Here is a 17338-nt window from a genome sequence, read left to right on the forward strand (position 1 = left end):
GAGCGATACCTCGTGTCAGTGGATGCCCCCGCCGTGCCTCCACGTGCACGCCCCTCCCGTCCGATGCCCCGGCGCTTCCTGCCCGAGGTGCAAGGGCTGCGCGCGGTAGCCGTACTCTTAGTACTCGTCTACCACCTCAACGCCGCCGTCCTCCCTGGCGGCTACGTCGGAGTCGACGTCTTCTTCGTCATCTCCGGTTTCCTCATCACCTCCCTCCTGCTACGTGAGGTCCACGACCACGGCAGGATCTCGGTCAGCCAGTTCTACATCCGCCGGGTCCGCCGCATCCTGCCCGCGGCCACCCTCGTGCTCCTGGCCACCGGGATCGCCACGGTCCTCCTGCTTCCCGTCACCCGTCTGGAGCAGGCCGCGCTGGAACTCGCTGCCAGCGCCGCCTACATCGAAAACTTCGTGCTGGCCGCGCAGACCGTGGACTACCTGGCTGCGGAGGAAGCGCCCAGCCCGGTCCAGCACTTCTGGTCCCTGGCGGTGGAAGAGCAGTTCTACCTGGTGTGGCCGCTCCTGTTCGTGGGCTGGGCAGCGCTGCGCTCCCGCCTCTCCGAACAGCGCCGTGAACTCGTCCTGGGCGGCGCCATCACCGTGATCATCACCGCCTCCCTGATCTGCTCGGTGGTGATGACACAGACCGACCCCACCTCCGCCTACTTCGTCCCCTTCACCCGGATGTGGGAGCTGGCCGCAGGCGGCCTGCTAGCAGTCGTCCTCGCCCGGTGGAACCTGCCTGACCGGCTGCGCGACCCCGTGGGATGGGCCGGCCTGGTCGCCATCGGCGTGGCCGCGGTCTACTACAACGAGCACACCGCGTTCCCCGGGTACGCCGCTGCCCTGCCGGTCCTGGGCGCGGCCGCGGTGATCGCCGCGGGGGAAGGCAGGAGCCGCTACAGCGCCGGGCAGCTGCTGAGCACCCGCCCCGCCCGGTTCATCGGCGACATCTCCTATGCCCTCTACCTGTGGCACTGGCCGCTCATTGTGATTGCTTTGGGCATGTTCAACGAGACAGAGCTGTCCTTCGGGACCGCCGTCGCCCTGGGTGCCCTCTCCATCCTCCTCGCCTGGCTGACGAAGATCACGGTGGAGGACCCGATCCGCATGCGCGGCCTCCTCAGCACCGGACGCACCGCACTGGCGTTCGCACTGTCCGGGATCATCGTGGTGTCCGGGACCGCGTGGGGCATCAACTCCCACGTCCAGCAGATCCGCTCCGTCGAATTCAACCCGGAGGTCCACCTCGGGCCGCAGGCCCTGGACGAGGAGGACCGGCCTGAGGAGCTCACCGCCCCGCCCTACCCCTCGGTGCTGACCGCCGAAGACGACCTGCCCGACCTGTACGAGGACGGCTGCCAGTCCTCGGAGGAGGACACCTTTCCCTCCCCGTGCGTCTACGGTCCTGACGACGCTGAGACCACGGTGGCGCTGGTGGGCGACTCGCACGCCGCCCACTGGTCCCCGGCACTGCAGGAGATCGCTGAGGACCGCGACTGGCAGCTGTACACGTTCACCAAGTCTTCGTGTGCGTTCACCGCGACCCTGCTCGTCCGCCCCGGGGAGGAGACCCCCTACACCCAGTGCCAGTTGTGGACCGAGAACGTCCTCTCCGAACTGCACAAACTCGATCCGGACTTCGTGATCACCAGTTCGCGGGCCAAGGCGACCCCCTACGGCATGGACGGCGATGAGGAGGAAGCCCGGCGCGCGGTGGCCGAAGGCATGTCCGCGCTGTGGCAGCTTCTGGACGAGGCGGGCATCACCGTGGTGGCCCTGCGCGACACTCCCACCACCCGCAGCCGGATCGTGGAGTGCATCGACCTGCACAGTCCGGACGTCGAAGCCTGCGTCCGGGAGCGGGACAGCGCGCTCAACGGCGAGGACCCGCAGGTCATTGCGGCTGAGGAGGGCGACGTGGACACGCCGATCGTGGACTTGAGCGACCGCTTCTGCCTGGACGACATCTGCCCGGCGGTGATCGGCAACGTCCTCGTCTACCGGGACAGCCACCACATCACGGCCACCTATTCGCGCCTGCTCTCCGACGACCTGGCTGAACGGCTCGAAGAGGTGCTCTGAGCGCGTCCGGCCCTCGGCGGAGGGCAGGGCCCCGCCCGGACACGTGCGGGCCCGCCGCGTGGGAGGAACGCGGCGGGCCCGCTCATGGGGAGGGAGTGAGGAGGGAGTGGCTTAAGAGGCCTTGGTGGCGTCTTCCACTTCCTTGATGAAGCGGTCCGCGGCCTCCGCCGGGGTGAGCCGGCCGAACATCAGGTCGTCGTTGATGCGCTTGATGATGTCGACCACCTGGCCAGCGCCGATGGGCGGCGGCGGGTTGCCGTCGACGATCGTGCCTTCGATCTCGGCGAGGAACTCGGCGCTGCGGCGGTCCGCTTCAGGCAGCGCGTCCACGATCGACTCGCGGACCTCCACGTTGGCGGGCAGGCCCCGGTCGGCAAGCAGGATCGCGGCGGCCTCCTCGCTGTTGAGCAGGAAGTCGACGAACTTGGCGGCCTCCTCCGGGTGCTCGGTGCCCGCGGAAATGGAGTAGTACATGGCCGGCTTGAAGTACATGCCGGTGCGTTCGTGCTCGGTCTCCCCGGGGTAGCGGAGCAGTTCGATCTCCCGGCCCGAGGAAGCGCTGATCGCGCCGAGCTGGTTGGTCCAGAAGTGCGCCATGGCGCCCTTGTTGGTGGCGAGGACCGACTGGTCGGGGCCGCCAGCCTCAATCTCTACGCTCTCGGACGCGCCCGGTTGCGCTCCGCTCTCCAGAAGATCGACCGTGTACTGGAACCACTTCTCCAGGGTCTTCTTGGAGAAGCCGAGCTTGCCGTCCTCGGTGTAGAGGGACTCGCCGTGCTGGCGGGCGAAGATCGCGAACCCGGTCTCGTTGTAGCCCATGGCCTGGGTGCCGACGATCTCGCCGTTGCTCTTCTCGCTGATCTCCGCGGCAATCTTGACGTAGTCGTCCCACGTCCACGTGTCGTCGTCCGGCATGTCCACGCCGGCGTCGGCGAACGCCTGCGGGTCAGCGAGGATCGCATAGGCGTTGACGCCGGTCGCCACCCCGTAGGTGGCGCCGTCGAGGTCGCCGCTCTCCGCGACCAGCGGGTCGATCTTGGACAGGTCCAGGCCGTCCAACTGGGACAGGTCGAGCAGTGCACCCCGCTCCGCATACTCGCGCAGGTAGCGCTCTTCCTGGGTGATGATGTCGGGGGCGTCTCCCGCCGCGGTCGTGGTGGCGAGCTTGTCCCAATAGGATGCCCAGTCGGTGTACTCGCCGACGATCTTGATCCCGGGGTTCTGCTCCTCGAACAGTTCGATGACCTCCTGGGTCATCGCATGGCGTTCATCCGACCCCCACCAGGAAAACCGGAGTTCGACAACACCGTCCGCGCTGTCGCCACCCTGGCCGCCGCAGCCGCTCACGACCATGGTGAGCGCGGTGAGGGCTGCGGCCAGAGGGAGGGTCCGGGAGCGGAGGCGGACTGAGGGGCGTCCGCTGGGGGATTCTGCTCTCATCGTCACTGTTCCCTTCACTTATTTGATCCCGGTGGTGGCGATGCCTCTGACGAGATACCGCTGACCTGCGAGGAAGAAGCCGAAGACCGGACCGAGGGCGACGATCGACATCGCGAACAGCGGGCCCCAGGAGGTCTGGCTCGTGGAGTCCACGAACGTGCGCAGCGCCACGGGGACGGTGTACATGTTCGGGTCGGTGAGGAAGATCAACTGGCTGAAGAAGTCGTTCCACGTCCAGATGAAGGTGAAGATCGCCGTGGTCGCCAGGGCCGGCATGGACAACGGCAGGATCACCTGCAGGAAGATCCGCACATGCCCGCACCCGTCGATGCGTGCCGCCTCGTCGAGGTCCCGGGGCAGGCCGCGGATGAACTGGACCATGAGGAAGACGAAGAAGCCGTCGGTCGCCAGCAGTTTGGGGACGATCAGCGGGTAGAACGTGTTGATCCAGTCCAGCTTGGCGAACAGGATGTACTGCGGGACGATCACGACGTGGATCGGCAGCATGATCGTCATCAGCATGATGGCGAAGAACAGCTTCTTGCCGAAGAACTCCAGCCTGGCGAAGGCGTAGGCGGCCATGGAGCAGCCGAGGAGGTTGCCGATGATCGCCCCGGCCACCACGATCGCCGAGTTGAGCAGGTAGTGGTGGAAGGGATGCTGGAGTGCGGTCCAGCCTTCGGTGTAGTTCCCCGGCATGAAGGTGCTGGGAATCAGACTGGGGTCGCGGAAGATCTCCTCGGTCGGTTTGAACGAGCTGGAGAGCATCCACAGCAGGGGGTAGAGCATCACTACGCCGAAGGCGACCAGCCCTGCGTGGATGAGGAGGCGGCGGATCCGCTCGTTGCGCGCCTTCTTCTGTCCCGTGGCAGTCGCGGTTGTCTTAGTCACCATAGAAGACCCAGTACTTGGAGGCGATGAAGTTCACTGCGGTGAACCCGCCGATGATCATCAGCAGCAGCCAGGCCATCGCCGAGGCGTAGCCCATGTCGAAGGCGCCGAAGCCCTTCTGGTACAGGTAGAGCGTGTAGAAGAGGGTGGAGTCGCTCGGTCCCCCCGTGCCGCCGCTGACGATGAACGCCTGGGTGAACGTCTGGAAGGCGTTGATCATCTGCAGCACAAGATTGAAGAAGATGATCGGGGTGAGCAGGGGGATCGTGATGGTGAAGAACCGGCGCACGGGCCCGGCTCCGTCCACGGCAGCGGCTTCGTAGTACATGGTGGGGATCTGCCGCAGGCCGGCGAGGAAGATCACCATGGGCGCGCCGAACGTCCACACGTTCAGGACCACGAGGGTGCCCAGCGCGTAGTCGGGGTGGGAGACCCATCCTTCCCCTTGGATTCCGAAGAACCCGAGAATCTGGTTGATCAGGCCGTTGGCGCCGAAGATCTGCCGCCACAGGATCGCGATGGCGACGCTGCCGCCGAGCAGGGACGGCAGGTAGTACACCGAGCGGTAGATCGACAGGCCACGCACTCCCCGGTCCAGCACGAGCGCCAGGGCCAGGGCCAGGGCGAGCTGGAGCGGCACCGAGACGAAGACGTAGATGAAGGTGACCTTCATCGAGGTGTGCAGCCGCTCGTCGTCGAGTATCCTCCGGTAGTTGTCCAGACCGACCCAGGAGGGCTCGCCGATGAGGCTGTAGTCGGTGAAGGAGAAGTACAGCGAGGCGAGGATCGGCCCGAGCGTGATGCAGAAGAGCCCGATGAACCAGGGTAGGAGGAAGCCGTAGGCCGTGAGCGTCTCGCGGAGTTTGCGGGGAGCCCAACGGCGCGGCTTCGGCTGCGGAGGTGTGGCTGGTGCGGCGGAGGGAGGTGACCCGGACGTGACGGGACGCCGCTGCAGCAGCGCGCTCATGGCGCCTCACCGTCCAGGTAACCCGCCCCCGGCACGGCGGTAGATCCGGTGACCAGGTCTGGGTTCATAACGTGGAACCGCCCATCTACTGGCTGAACGTGCTCTGGGACGAACGTGCAGAAAACCACTCTGGGATTATCCTGCAGCGAGCTTGGTAAGCGCTATCCATAAGGTATGGTGTTCAGTTTCTAGCACCGGGTGACGAGGGTGTCAACGATTTGACCAACAGAAAAACTCCTCTTTTCCTCGGATGTTCAGCAAAATCCCTGATCGGACGCGTGTGCAGCGGTGAGAAACCATCTCAGCACACTCCGTGCCCCGCATCCCCGCGCCAGCCCTTTTCGACCTCCCGGTCGAGGTAAGCGGTATCCCTACCTGGAAAACCGAGAACCATCGTGAAGAGGGGGTTTCCCGCAGGAATCCGGGGTTCTGCCGCACTTCTCCCACCTCCCTCTGCACAGAGTCATGGAAAGCGTTTACCATATGGAGCGTGAACGAACACACACCACAGCCAGGAGTCGAACCCTCTCCCGCACCACGCCGCTACGCGATCGTGGGCACCGGGTCACGCGCCCGGATGTACACCCGTGCCCTGGTCACCACCCATGCCGACCGCGGCCGTCTTGTCGCCCTATGCGACCCCAACCGCACCCGGATGGCCGTGCATAACGAAATCGTCACGCAGGCAGGATACGACCCGGTCCCCACCTACCACCCCGACGACTTCACCCGGATGCTCGACGCTGAGGCGGTCGACGAGGTGATCGTGTGCACCGTGGACCGGCTGCACGCCGACTACATCGTGGCCGCCCTGGACGCGGGCCGCGACGTCATCACGGAAAAACCGATGACCGCCGACCTTGAGGGCTGCCGCCGCATCTACGCCGCCCAGGAGCGCACCGGCGGTCGGGTCACCGTCGGCTTCAACTACCGCTACAACCCGGTCCACCGCCAACTGCACACCCTGCTGCGCTCCGGCGTTATCGGAGAGATCGGCTCTGTCCACTTCGAATGGCTGCTCGACCTGCGCCACGGGGCCGACTACTTCCGCCGCTGGCACCGGGACAAGCACAACTCCGGCGGCCTGCTGGTGCACAAGGCCAGCCACCACTTCGACCTCGTCAACTGGTGGATCGGCTCCCGTCCCACCGAAGTCTTCGCCTGGGGCGACCTGTTCTTCTACGGGCCGGAGAACGGCCGCCGCCACGGGGTAGCCGCCGACTACGAGCGCGCCCACAACAGCCCCGCGGCCGAAAACGACCCGTTCGCCCTCCACCTGCGCGACAGTGCGGACCTCACCAAGCTCTACCTGGACGCTGAGCACGAGGACGGCTACCGGCGCGACCTCAACGTCTTCGGCCCCGGCATCACCATCGAAGACGACATGTCGGTGCTGGTGCGCTACGCCTCGGGAGTCAAGCTCACCTACCACCTGGTGGCCTACGCCCCCTGGGAGGGCTACCGACTCGCGATCACCGGCAGCCGGGGCCGCCTCGAGCTTGACGTCACCGAATCCCCGTGGACCTCGCCGCACCAGGACGAGACCACACCGGTACGGGGCATGCCCGCCCCCAAGGAGAACACCACTGCCACCTTGACCCTGCGCCCCCACTGGGAGCCGCCGCAGAACATCCCCGTCGCGGTCGGCGAAGGCTCGCACGGCGGCGGCGACATCCGCATGCTCGACTCGCTGTTCGGCGGCGGAGACGACGGTATCCGTCCCGACCACAACGACGGCGCCTATGCCCTGCTCACCGGGCTTGCCGCCAACAAGTCGATGGAGACGGGCGCCCCCGTGGTGGTGGACACGCTCCTGCACGACTAGCCCGCACCCGAGAGTCCCGCGCCGCTGTCCCCTCCTGAGGCGCGGGATCCCTGCGCCCCCGGTGGAAGTGGCCGCCGCCGGGGGCGCCTCGCCTGTCGGCCGCTCATTTCATCCGGGACAGCGCCTCCAGGGCTGCCCGGCGAGGTGCCGAGCAGCCCTGGGCACTGCGCAGCGCCCCTTTAGTGCTCCGGCAGCACCAGGCGGCCGTTCACCCGGCGCGGCACCGGGTGTTCCGGGTGGTCCCGCAGTTCGTCGGGAAGCAGCCGCTGCGGAGCGTTCTGCCAGGTCACCGGCTTCAGGAAGCGGCGCATCGCGGTCATGCCCACCGAAGTGTGCAGCGCGTTGGTCGTCGCAGGCCACACCCCGCCGTGGGTCATCGCCCAGCTCACCGCCACTCCCGTGGGGTAGCCGTTGTAGACCAGGCGGCCGGCCATAGCGCGCAGTACCGGCGCCACCTCGTCGGCGAACTCCTCGTCGTCTTCGGCGATGAGGGTGGCGGTGAGCGAGTCCGGCACCTTCGCCAGGGCCGCGCGCAGGTCGTCGAGACCGCGGTAGGTGACGAGCACGGTCACGGGGCCGAAGCACTCCTCGGTGGCGGCGACGGTGAGCTCTTCGGCGCTCGTCTCCAGCAGCCGCACCGGCACGCTCCAGCCGGCGGAGTCGGCGGGGGCGCCTTCGGCACGGCGGCGCACCGCGGGGTCGTCGGCGGTCTGCTCCCAGCGGGCCAGGTAGTCTCGCTGGATCGCGGCGTTGAGCAGCACCACGGGCTGCCGCTCGGCTACGGCCGCGGCAATAGCCTCGCCCACCTGTTTTCCTGCCGCATCGTCGGGGAGGAAGACCAGCCCCGGCTTCGTGCAGAACTGGCCCGCGCCCAGGGTGAAGGAGCCCACAATTCCTTCGGCGATCTCCTGTGCCCGGGCGGCAGCCGCTGCCGGGGTGACGACGAGCGGGTTGATACTGCCGAGCTCGCCGTAGAAGGGGATGGGGTCGGGGCGAGAGGAGGCGAGGTCGAAGAGGAACCGCCCGCCGCGGAGCGATCCGGTGAAGCCCACGGCCCGGATCACGGGATGACGTACCAGGGCGGCCCCGGCCTGCTGCCCGTAGACGATGCCGAGGACACCGTCGGGGGCCCCGGCCTCCCGCAGGGCGCGGACCATGATGTCGTAGCAGAGCTTCGACGTCGCCGGGTGGGAGGAATGTGCTTTCACCACCACCGGGCAGCCCGCGGCGAGCGCCGAGGCGGTGTCCCCACCGGGCACGGAGAAGGCGAGCGGGAAGTTGCTGGCGCCGAAGACCGCGACCGGGCCGAGGGGCACGAGCATACGCCGCAGGTCGGGGCGGGGCCCCATGGGGGTGTCCGCTGCGTGGTCGATCGTGGCTTCCAGGTAGGAGCCTTCTTCGAGGGCGGCGGCGAACTGCTCGAACTGGAAGCAGGTGCGGGTGAGTTCACCATTGAGGCGGGTTTCGCCCAGCGCGGTCTCCCGGTCGGCGACCGTGACGATGGCCGCGCGCTCCGCCTCCAAGGCCTGGGCTACAGCGCGCAGCAGCGCGGCCCGCTCAGCGCGGGACATGGCGGCTAGGACGGGGGCGGCCTGCGCGGCGGCCCGGCACAGCGCATCCACCTCGGCGTCGCCGGTGGTGGCGGCCACGGTCTCCACGGGCGTGCCGGTGCGTGGGTCGATGCTGACGACGTCTGCCATGGGCGGTTGCACGTCCTCTCGTTGACATGGCATTCCGGCGCCGCCTACATTGGGCAAGCGCTTTCCATTGACGATAGCAGCCAAGGGAGTCGATGTCGTGAACACCGTCACCGCCACACACCCCAGGCCGATTCCCCTTCGCGGACCTCGGGTGATGCCGCGATGACCCCCACCCTCCCCATCCCGGTCGTCCTCGCCGGCGTGCACGGGCACGGCCGCTCCCACCTGCGCACCCTGCAGCGCCTCAGCGAACAAGGGATTGTCAGGCTGGTGGGGGTGTGCGACCCCCGTCCGGTACCCCCCTCCCTGTTGGACGGCTTCGGGTCGGTGACCTACTCCCCCGACCTCTCCGACGTGCTGCGCACCACCGGCGCCGCGATCACCATCCTCGTCACCCCCATCCACACCCACCTGCCGCTCGCCCGGACCGCCCTCGAACACGGCTCCCACCTGCTGGTGGAGAAACCCCCCACCGCCACGCTGGCCGAGTTCGAGGAGCTGTGCACGGCCGTGGCCCTCTCCGGCCTGGCCTGCCAGGTGGGTTTCCAAAGCCTCGGCTCTTCCGCTGTGGCAGCCGTGCGCAGTCTCATCGCCGACGGGGCAATCGGCGCCGTGCGCGGCATCGGCGGGGCGGGCACCTGGATCCGCACCTCGGCCTACTACGAGCGCGCCGCGTGGGCGGGCCGCCGCCGACTGGACGGCCGCGACGTGGTCGACGGGGCCCTCACCAACCCCTTCGCGCACGCCATCATCACCGCCCTGGCCGTCGCCGACGCTGAGGGGGCCGTGTCCGGCCCCATCGAACTGGAGCTCTTCCACGCCCACGCCATCGAAAGCGACGACACGTCGTGCGTGCGGTTCCGCTCCTCCACCGGCGTGCCAATCTCGATCGCGGTCACCCTGTGCGCCGCCGAACATCGCCCGCCCCAGCTCGTAGTACACGGGGAGACGGGGAGGATCATCTTCGAATACACCCTGGACCGCGTCACTCTCGACCGGGACGGCGCCGACCCCGTCACCACGGTGTATCCCCGCACCGGCCTCATGGAGAACCTGGTAGCCCACATCACCCGGGAAGTGCCGCTCCTCGTCCCGCCCGAGGCCACGCGCGGCTTCATGACCGTCCTGGAAGCGGTCCGGTGTGCGCCCGACCCGCGTCCCATCCCCGAGTCGGCCCAGCAGGTGTCGGTCACCGCGGAAGGAACCCGCCGCATCGTGTCCGGCATCGACGAGCTTGTCCACCGCAGCGCTTCCCACATCGCCCTGTTCTCCGAACTCGACGCCCCCTGGGCATCGATGACCGAGGTGGCCCCGTGACCAATCCGACCCCAGCTCCAGCAACCCTCTCGGTGTGCGGCACCGTCGTCGCCCGCTACTGCGACGGCTCCGACGTCGCCCCCACCCTCTCCCCTCGCCCCTACCTGCACCCTGTCACCACCCTCGGCCAGACCACCGTCACCGAGGTCTACCCCGACGACCACCGGCACCACCTGGGGGTCAGCATCGCGGTCGCCGACGTGTCCGGAGTGAGTTTCTGGGGTGGCCGCACCTTCACCCGGGACCGCGGCTCCGTCATGCTCGACAACCACGGCCGCCAGCACCACGTGTCCTGGATCACAGTCGATGACGCACACCTCGTGGAACTGGTGTCGTGGACTGCGCCGGACGGCACAGAACTACTGCGGGAGGAACGCTCCTGGACCGCGCGTCCGATAAGCCCCGACGCGTGGGCTCTCGACGTCGCCACCCGGCTGTGCAACACCAGCGGACGGGACCTGAGCATTGGCAGCCCGGCGACCAACGGGCGTCCCCGGGCCGGCTACGGCGGCTTCTTCTGGCGGGCTCCGATCGCCGCAGAACCGCCGCGGGTCTTCGGCCCCGGCCTCGACACCGAAGACCAGTTGCACGGCTCCCGCGCCGCCTGGCTGGCGCTGGTCGGCCGTTCCCCGCAAGGACGCGCCTGGACCTTGGTGTTCACCCAGGACGGCCCGGAACGCGACCCGTGGTTCCTGCGGGCCGCGGAATACCCCGGCGTCGGCACAGCCCTCGCCTGGTCCCGCAGGCTCCCCGTCCCCGCGGGGAGCACCCTGGAACGGCAGGTGACCACGGTCATCGCCGACGGCTGCCCCGACCCGGCTGCGCTCGCCGACGCGGCCCGGAAGCGTCCATGACCTTCGGTAGAAAGGCGGTATCCATGCGTGTCCTGGTCACCGGCGGCTCGGGACGGCTCGGCCGCAGTGTGGTCGCGGTGCTCGCCGACCGCGGTCACGAGGTCACCTCCGTCGACCTTGTGGACGGCCCGTGCCCTGACGGGGTCCGCGGCGTGGTCGCGGACCTGCTCGACGACGACGCCCGCGCCCGCGTATTCGCGGAAGCCCGTCCGGAAGGCGTGGTCCACCTGGCGGGCATCGCGGTCCCGTTCGCCCGCCCCGACCTGGAAATCCTCGACATCAACACCCGGCTGGCCTGGGCGGTGCTCACCGACGCGGTCGCCTGCGGGGCGCGCTGCGCAGTAGCCGCGTCCAGTCCCACTGTTTTCGGGTACAACACTCCCTCTTGGCGCCCCCGTTACCTACCCTTAGATGAGGAACACCCGGTGGCGCCGTGGCACGCCTACGGGTTGAGCAAGCTCATCATCGAAGAGACAGTGCGTGCGGTGGCCCGCACCAGCGGCGACTGCGTGGTGGCGACGGTACGGCCCGGATACGTGATCGCCCCGGAAGAGTGGGAGGGCGCTCCCACCCAGCAGGGGCACACCGTAGCTGAACGGCTGGCCAATCCGGAACTGGCAGCGGTCTCGCTGTTCAACTACATCGACGCCCGCGATGCAGGCGAACTGTTCGCACTGATCCTCGAACATCCGGAGCGGGTGGCTAACGGACAGGTCTTCCACGCCATCGCCGAGGACCCGCTGGCCACTCGTCCGTTGCGGGAACTACTGCCGCAGTTCCATCCCACCACTGCGGGACTGGCCGAGACGCTGGCCGACAGTCAGGCAGCTTTCAGTTCAACCGCTGCCTTCAAGGCCCTAGGCTGGCGTGCTAGGAGGCAGTGGCGTACTGAACTTCGGGAGAACGTCCAGGGCGGAGGCGGTGGTGCGAGCTCCTGAGCCGCCACCGCCGCCCCACGAGCAGAAAGGAAAGAGTTTTCCTGGTGGCACGCAGGGGAAAGGGCGACGGGGTGGGATCCGGGTACGTGACACTGGAGCAGGTCGCTAAACACGCCGGGGTCTCCCTGGCAACCGCGTCGCGCGTGATCAACGGAAGTACCCGGCAGGTCGGTGAGAAACTCCGGGAGCGCGTCACCGCGAGCGCCCGCGAGCTGGGTTACCTGGCCAACGCGTCAGCACAGACACTGGCCCGCAACACCAGCTCGCTGGTGGGGCTCATCGTGCACGACATCGCCGACCCGTACTTCTCCAGCATCGCCGCTGGAGTCACCCGCCACGCTGAGGGTGAGGGTCTCGTCGTGGTGCTGGGCACGACCGGACGCGCTCCGCAACGCGAGGTGCAGCTGCTCTCGACCTTGCGCGCGCACCGCGCCCGCGCGGTGGTCCTGGTGGGTAGCCGCACGATCGACGAGGAGAGCACCCGCAAACTCGCTGACGAGATCCGCATCTTTACCCGGCAGGGCGGGCGGGTCGCCTGCGTTTCCCAGGAGGGCCTGCCCGCGGACACGGTGGTGCCCGACAACCGCAACGGCGCTGCCGCGCTGGCCCGCCACCTCATCGAGCTGGGGCACCGCAAGTTCGCGATCTTGGCTGGCCCCACCGACCTGTGCGCTGCCCGCGACCGGCTGGACGGGTTCCACTCGGCCCTGTCGAGCGCGGGGATCGAGCTCGCCTACCACAACGTGGTGCACGGCGCGTTCACCCGGGACGGGGGGTATGAGTCGACCAAACGGCTGATGGCCACGGGCACCGACGCGACCTGCCTGTTCGCGGTCAACGACGTGATGGCCACCGGTGCGATGGCGGCTTTGCGGGATCTGGGGCTGCGAGTGCCGGAGGACCTGTCCGTGGCAGGTTTCGACGACATCCCCACCCTCCGCGACCTCACCCCGGCGCTGACCACGGTGCGTCTGCCCTTGGAGAAGATGGGCGAAGAGGCGGCCCGGCTGGCCCTGGACGGGGAGACGCCTGACGAGCCGCGGGTGATCCCCGTGCAAGGCGAGGTCATCGCCCGGGAGAGCACAGCACCGCCCACCCGGAGCTGACTGCTGTCCACCATCTCTGGCTTTGCCTGCTTCCAGCCGCAGGCCCCGCGGGGCCTGCGGCTGTCGTCGTCTTGGCCGTGTCGTGCACAGCGGTGGATGCCCTCTCGCTATCCCCCGCCAGAAAATTCGCTGTCCGACGACAACCCCTGCCCCTCGGCGTTTTCCGTTACTTTCCCTGTTCAGATGCGAAAAACCGCACGCAGCGGACTTGACGTGCGCCACATCGCACGCCAGTCTGTTAACTGTCAACGGTTAACCGAAAGGAAACGATGCCGGAGATCTCGCCCATTAGACCGCAGGCTCTAGGGGATCAGGTCGCCAGTGAACTACGGCGCCTCATCATCACTGGCCGCTACGCTCCAGGCACCCCTCTCGTGGAAAGCCACCTGGCTGCGCAGTTCGACCTGAGCCGCGGACCGATCCGCGACGCCCTCAAGATCCTGGCGGCCGAAGGGCTCATCGATACCAACCGCCGCAGCGCCACAGTTGTGGGGCTCAGCGGGGCCGACATCGACGAACTGTTCTCTTTGCGGGAGGCGATGGAACGGTTGGCACTCCGCATCGCGCTGGACCGGGACCGGGCCAGCCTGGTCGCCGGACTCAACCGTGCACTGCATGCCATGCGCCGCGCCGCAGAGGAGCACGACCCTACCGCCTTCACAGCGGCCGACCTTCGTTTTCACTCGGTCTTCTACGACGTCGCCGAACACCGCAGGCTCGGCGACGTCTGGGCTCAATACCGGCCCACGATCGAAATGCTGCTGTTGGCATCCAATGAGCGCTACACGGACCTCACCCCCTCAGTCAGGGCGCACGAACTGCTCGCCCGCCTCATAGAGGAGGGAAACCCCGAGGCCGTGTTCGCAGAACTACATGAGCACCTGGACAACGCCAGGCGCCGGCTCCGTCAGCCTTACACAGCCCAGGAGACCACTTCAGCACAGGAGTAGCAGTCCCCCGCGTTGAGAGCGCCCCCACAAGGGGCCAGCCAGTGAATACCTCCGATCATCGGATCTCCGGATCAGCAAACACTGTTAACGAAAGTGACTCGTCACATCAAAGGAGGCGGCATGCGCCCCACCATCATCCGCACCGCGAGCGGTGTGCTCACCTTGGCCGCCCTCGTGACCGTCGCGGGCTGCGCCGACCGCGGAGCGACTGTTGAGGACGCCGCGGACTACCCCAGCAAAGACGTCACCCTCATCGTCCCCTACCAGGCTGGCGGCGCTTCTGACCTGGCTGCCCGCACGCTCGCCAACCAGATGGAGCAGCACCTGGGGACCAACATCATCGTGGAGAACCGCACCGGAGGCGCCGGTTCAGTGGGCTTGCAGCACCTGGCCGAGGCCCACGCCGACGGCTACACCATCGGCTACCTGCCGGTGGAGACCGTCATGCTGGGATTCCAGGGATACGACATCGACCCCGCCAACTATGATCTGATCGGTCAGATGGTGTCGGTCCCCGCGACTATCGCCGTCCCCGCCGACAGCCCGTACCAGACCCTCGACGACCTGCTCAAGGCCGCTGAGGAAGCCCCAGGAACCATTACCGTCTCCAACTCCGGGGCGGGCTCCATTTGGGAAGCCACGACCACGGCCCTGGGTGAGGCCACCGGCACCGAATTCAAACCGGTTCCCTTCGACGGTGGTGCGCCTGCCGTGACCGCCGCCATCGGCGGCGAGGTCGACGCCGTCATCGCCGGAATCTCGGAAACCGCACCTGCCCACGCTGAAGGCCAGCTCCGCGTCCTCGCTGTCTTCGACGAGGAGCCGTCGCCCAGCCTGGAAGGCGTGCCCACCGCGATCGAGGAAGGCGTGGACCTCACCATGGGCGGCTGGGGCGGCATCGGCGCGCCCGCCGGACTCCCCGAAGAGATCAAGCAGACCTTGGAAGAGGCGTTCACAGCCGCTGCCTCTTCTGAGGAATTCACCAAGGTCATCACGGACTCCGGCAACATCCCGGTCAATGTTCCCGCGGACGAGTTCGCCTCATTCGTGGAAAGCGAGGCGCAGAACTTCAAGGCCCTCCTGAGCGACCAGGACTGATCGGCATGGCCGCTTCGCCTCCCCACGGCAGTGGCGGGCCGTCCCCTGTGGCGGCCCGCCCCGCCTCACCAGTACGTGAACTGATTCCGGCGCTCGCTGGGATCGCTGTAGCCGCCGGTGCCCTGGCACTGGCAGCAGAGATTCCGGAAAAAGCGGGGCTGACCAGTTTCAGTCCGCGCTGGTGGCCGGAAGGACTTGCGTTCCTCCTGCTGGGGCTCAGCGTCCTTCACGCCGTCCTGGCCTTGACGCGACCCGCAGCTGCAGCAGAGCGTCCTGCAGCAGCCCACCGCACTGGGGTGCTCCGGCTGACCGCGATGCTGCTGTCGATCCTCGGCTACGGCGTCCTCTGGTACTACGTGGACTTTCGAGTCTCCACGACCGTACTGCTCATTGCGCTGGTCTACCTGGGCGGTGGCCGGGGCTGGAAGGCGCTACTCGTCTTCCCCGCGATCGTCACCGCCACCCTCTACCTGCTGTTCGGCGTCCTGTTGAAAGTCCCGATCTGATGCGCCCACCACAGCGTGACCGTGTGCTCCGCCCCTGCGGCGGAGCTCCATCCGCCCCTCCCACTCACCCACCGAGAGGAGGCAAGGGCCTGCCTCCGCGCCCGTTACCGGAGCAGACGGCCCTGATGATCCGATGAGTCCTCTCGTTGCAGGCTTCAGCTCGCTGCTGGACCCCACCGTCCTGTCGTGCATCGCCCTAGGAGCGGTCCTAGGCATGCTGGTCGGTGCTTTTCCCGGTATCACCGCGACCATGGCTGTCGCGTTGGCCAGCGGCTTCACCCTGACTTTGGATCCTCTGCCGGGTCTGGCGGTGCTGCTGACCATCTACGTGTCCTCCAACTTCGGCGACCGGGTCCCCGCGATCCTGGTCAACACCCCGGGAACACCCGCCTCCATCGCCACGACCTTCGACGGCTATGCGATGGCTCAACAGGGCAAGGCCGGCCTGGCATTGACCTCGTCAGCGTTCGCCTCGGCGGTCGGCACGTTCGCCGGCCTCCTCCTGCTGATGTTTGCGGCCATCCCCTTGTCACGACTGGCCCTGCAATTCGGCCCTGCCGAGATGTTCGCCCTGGTCGTCTTCGGTTTGACGATGATGATCGGGGTTTCAGGGGGCCGAGTCGTCAAAGGGCTCATGGCCGGTGCCTTCGGGCTCCTCCTCGGTGCGGTCGGCCGTGACCCGATCACCGGCGACCTCCGATTCACCTTCGGCCTCGTAGAACTGTCCGACGGGGTTCCCTTCATCGCCGCCATCATCGGCCTGTTCGGTATCGCCGAAGTCTTCGACCAGATCATCACCCACCGCTCCGGAAGCAGCGCAGCACCGATCACCCAGTTCGGTAAGTGGTTCCCCACTCGCGCGGACTGGCGCACCATGCTCAAACCGCTGGCTGTGGGCAGCGGAGTGGGTGGTGTGGTCGGCGTAGTTCCCGCCACCGGCGGCGACATCGCCGGGATTCTCGCCTGGGATCAGGCACGGCGCGTCTCCGCCCACCCGGAGAAGTTCGGCAAAGGATCCCTCGAAGGCCTCACCGCTGCCGACACCGCCTCCAACGCCACCTTGGGCGGGTCTACCACCACCTCGCTGGCTCTCGGTATCCCCGGTGACTCGGTGATGGCTGTGATGATCGGCTCCATGATCGTCTGGGGCATCCAGCCCGGGCCGTCACTCTTCACCAGGAACCCTGAACTGGTCTACAGCATCGCGGGGATCATGATCGTGGCCACGCTGCTGGCCCTCGGACTGAGCTTGCTCCGCATGCGCAGCGTCGCCAAACTGCTCGACCTGCCGCGCCACTTTCTGTGGACGATCATCCTGATCTTCTGCATGGTCGGCACCTACGCCGTCAACAACAGTATTTTCGACGTCGGCGTGATGCTGCTCTTCGGCCTCGTCGGCCTGTTCATGCGGCGTTTCTCCATCCCGGCCGGCCCGGTCGTGCTCGGCCTCCTGCTCGGCAAGCTTGCCGAGAGCAATCTGCGCCGCGCCTTGGAGATCGGCGGGGTGTCCAACATCCTGACCAGCCCGATCGCCGTGGCAATTCTGGCGGTAAGCCTGCTGGCTCTGGTGCTGCCCGCGCTGCGCGCCATGCGGCAGCGCCGCCGCACCACCCCCGCGACCCCCGTCGCTGAGTGACCTTCCTGCCCCACGTCGAGGAGAC

14 protein-coding genes are annotated in these 17338 nt (G+C 67.6%); 10 read left to right on the forward strand and 4 right to left on the reverse strand.

Annotated features, from left to right (window positions below; genetic code table 11):
* Positions 1-63 precede the first annotated feature (63 nt).
* On the forward strand, positions 64-2085 hold the full coding sequence (locus TF1_RS04810; RefSeq protein WP_016188779.1) for an acyltransferase family protein: 2022 nt from the start codon (positions 64-66) through the stop codon (positions 2083-2085).
* Positions 2086-2196: 111 nt separating this feature from the next.
* Here the strand turns inward: TF1_RS04810 and TF1_RS04815 are convergent, their stop codons facing one another.
* Genes TF1_RS04815 through TF1_RS04825 form a run of 3 tightly spaced genes read right to left on the reverse strand, consistent with a single transcriptional unit; the run spans position 2197 to position 5383 of the window.
* Entirely contained in the window at positions 2197-3525 is a 1329-nt protein-coding gene (locus tag TF1_RS04815) for an ABC transporter substrate-binding protein (protein WP_011292128.1), read from the reverse strand.
* A gap of 18 nt (positions 3526-3543) precedes the next feature.
* The gene (locus TF1_RS04820) at positions 3544-4419 is read right to left on the reverse strand and encodes a carbohydrate ABC transporter permease (protein WP_061783680.1); all 876 of its coding nucleotides are present in this window, start codon (positions 4417-4419) and stop codon (positions 3544-3546) included.
* On the reverse strand, positions 4409-5383 hold the full coding sequence (locus tag TF1_RS04825) for a carbohydrate ABC transporter permease (RefSeq protein WP_061783681.1): 975 nt from the start codon (positions 5381-5383) through the stop codon (positions 4409-4411). Before TF1_RS04825 ends, TF1_RS04820 begins: the two co-directional genes overlap by 11 nt.
* 490 nt (positions 5384-5873) lie before the next feature.
* On the opposite strand from TF1_RS04825, the gene TF1_RS04830 reads away from it, so the two are divergent.
* Entirely contained in the window at positions 5874-7208 is a 1335-nt protein-coding gene (locus TF1_RS04830; protein WP_011292131.1) for a Gfo/Idh/MocA family protein, read from the forward strand.
* Between the two features lie 179 nt (positions 7209-7387).
* Here the strand turns inward: TF1_RS04830 and TF1_RS04835 are convergent, their stop codons facing one another.
* Entirely contained in the window at positions 7388-8908 is a 1521-nt protein-coding gene (locus TF1_RS04835; RefSeq protein ID WP_016188783.1) for an aldehyde dehydrogenase (NADP(+)), read from the reverse strand.
* A 162-nt stretch (positions 8909-9070) separates the two neighbouring features.
* On the opposite strand from TF1_RS04835, the gene TF1_RS04840 reads away from it, so the two are divergent.
* The 8 genes from TF1_RS04840 to TF1_RS04875 all read left to right on the forward strand — a co-directional run bounded on the left by TF1_RS04840 (position 9071) and on the right by TF1_RS04875 (position 17313).
* On the forward strand, positions 9071-10225 hold the full coding sequence (locus TF1_RS04840; RefSeq protein WP_016188784.1) for a Gfo/Idh/MocA family protein: 1155 nt from the start codon (positions 9071-9073) through the stop codon (positions 10223-10225).
* Positions 10222-11079 carry a DUF6807 domain-containing protein gene (locus tag TF1_RS04845; protein WP_011292134.1) on the forward strand — a complete coding sequence of 286 codons (858 nt, stop codon included), beginning with the start codon at positions 10222-10224 and terminating at the stop codon, positions 11077-11079. The genes TF1_RS04840 and TF1_RS04845 overlap by 4 nt, the downstream gene beginning before the upstream one ends.
* A gap of 23 nt (positions 11080-11102) precedes the next feature.
* Positions 11103-12017 (forward strand): NAD-dependent epimerase/dehydratase family protein, encoded by a 915-nt coding sequence (locus tag TF1_RS04850; protein ID WP_061783682.1) that lies wholly within the window; start codon positions 11103-11105, stop codon positions 12015-12017.
* Positions 12018-12088: 71 nt separating this feature from the next.
* On the forward strand, positions 12089-13123 hold the full coding sequence (locus tag TF1_RS04855) for a LacI family DNA-binding transcriptional regulator (protein WP_011292136.1): 1035 nt from the start codon (positions 12089-12091) through the stop codon (positions 13121-13123).
* A 269-nt stretch (positions 13124-13392) separates the two neighbouring features.
* Positions 13393-14073: a GntR family transcriptional regulator gene (locus tag TF1_RS04860; protein WP_011292137.1), complete on the forward strand. Its 681-nt coding sequence runs from the start codon at positions 13393-13395 to the stop codon at positions 14071-14073.
* Positions 14074-14193: 120 nt separating this feature from the next.
* Positions 14194-15171: a tripartite tricarboxylate transporter substrate binding protein gene (locus tag TF1_RS04865; protein WP_061783683.1), complete on the forward strand. Its 978-nt coding sequence runs from the start codon at positions 14194-14196 to the stop codon at positions 15169-15171.
* A 5-nt stretch (positions 15172-15176) separates the two neighbouring features.
* Positions 15177-15677 (forward strand): tripartite tricarboxylate transporter TctB family protein, encoded by a 501-nt coding sequence (locus tag TF1_RS04870; protein ID WP_011292139.1) that lies wholly within the window; start codon positions 15177-15179, stop codon positions 15675-15677.
* A gap of 133 nt (positions 15678-15810) precedes the next feature.
* Positions 15811-17313, forward strand: a complete 1503-nt coding sequence (locus tag TF1_RS04875; protein WP_011292140.1) for a tripartite tricarboxylate transporter permease — start codon at positions 15811-15813, stop codon at positions 17311-17313.
* The last annotated feature ends 25 nt before the right edge of the window (positions 17314-17338 follow it).

This window comes from Thermobifida fusca NBRC 14071 = JCM 3263 (genome assembly GCF_001592045.1).
Lineage (GTDB): Bacteria > Actinomycetota > Actinomycetes > Streptosporangiales > Streptosporangiaceae > Thermobifida > Thermobifida fusca.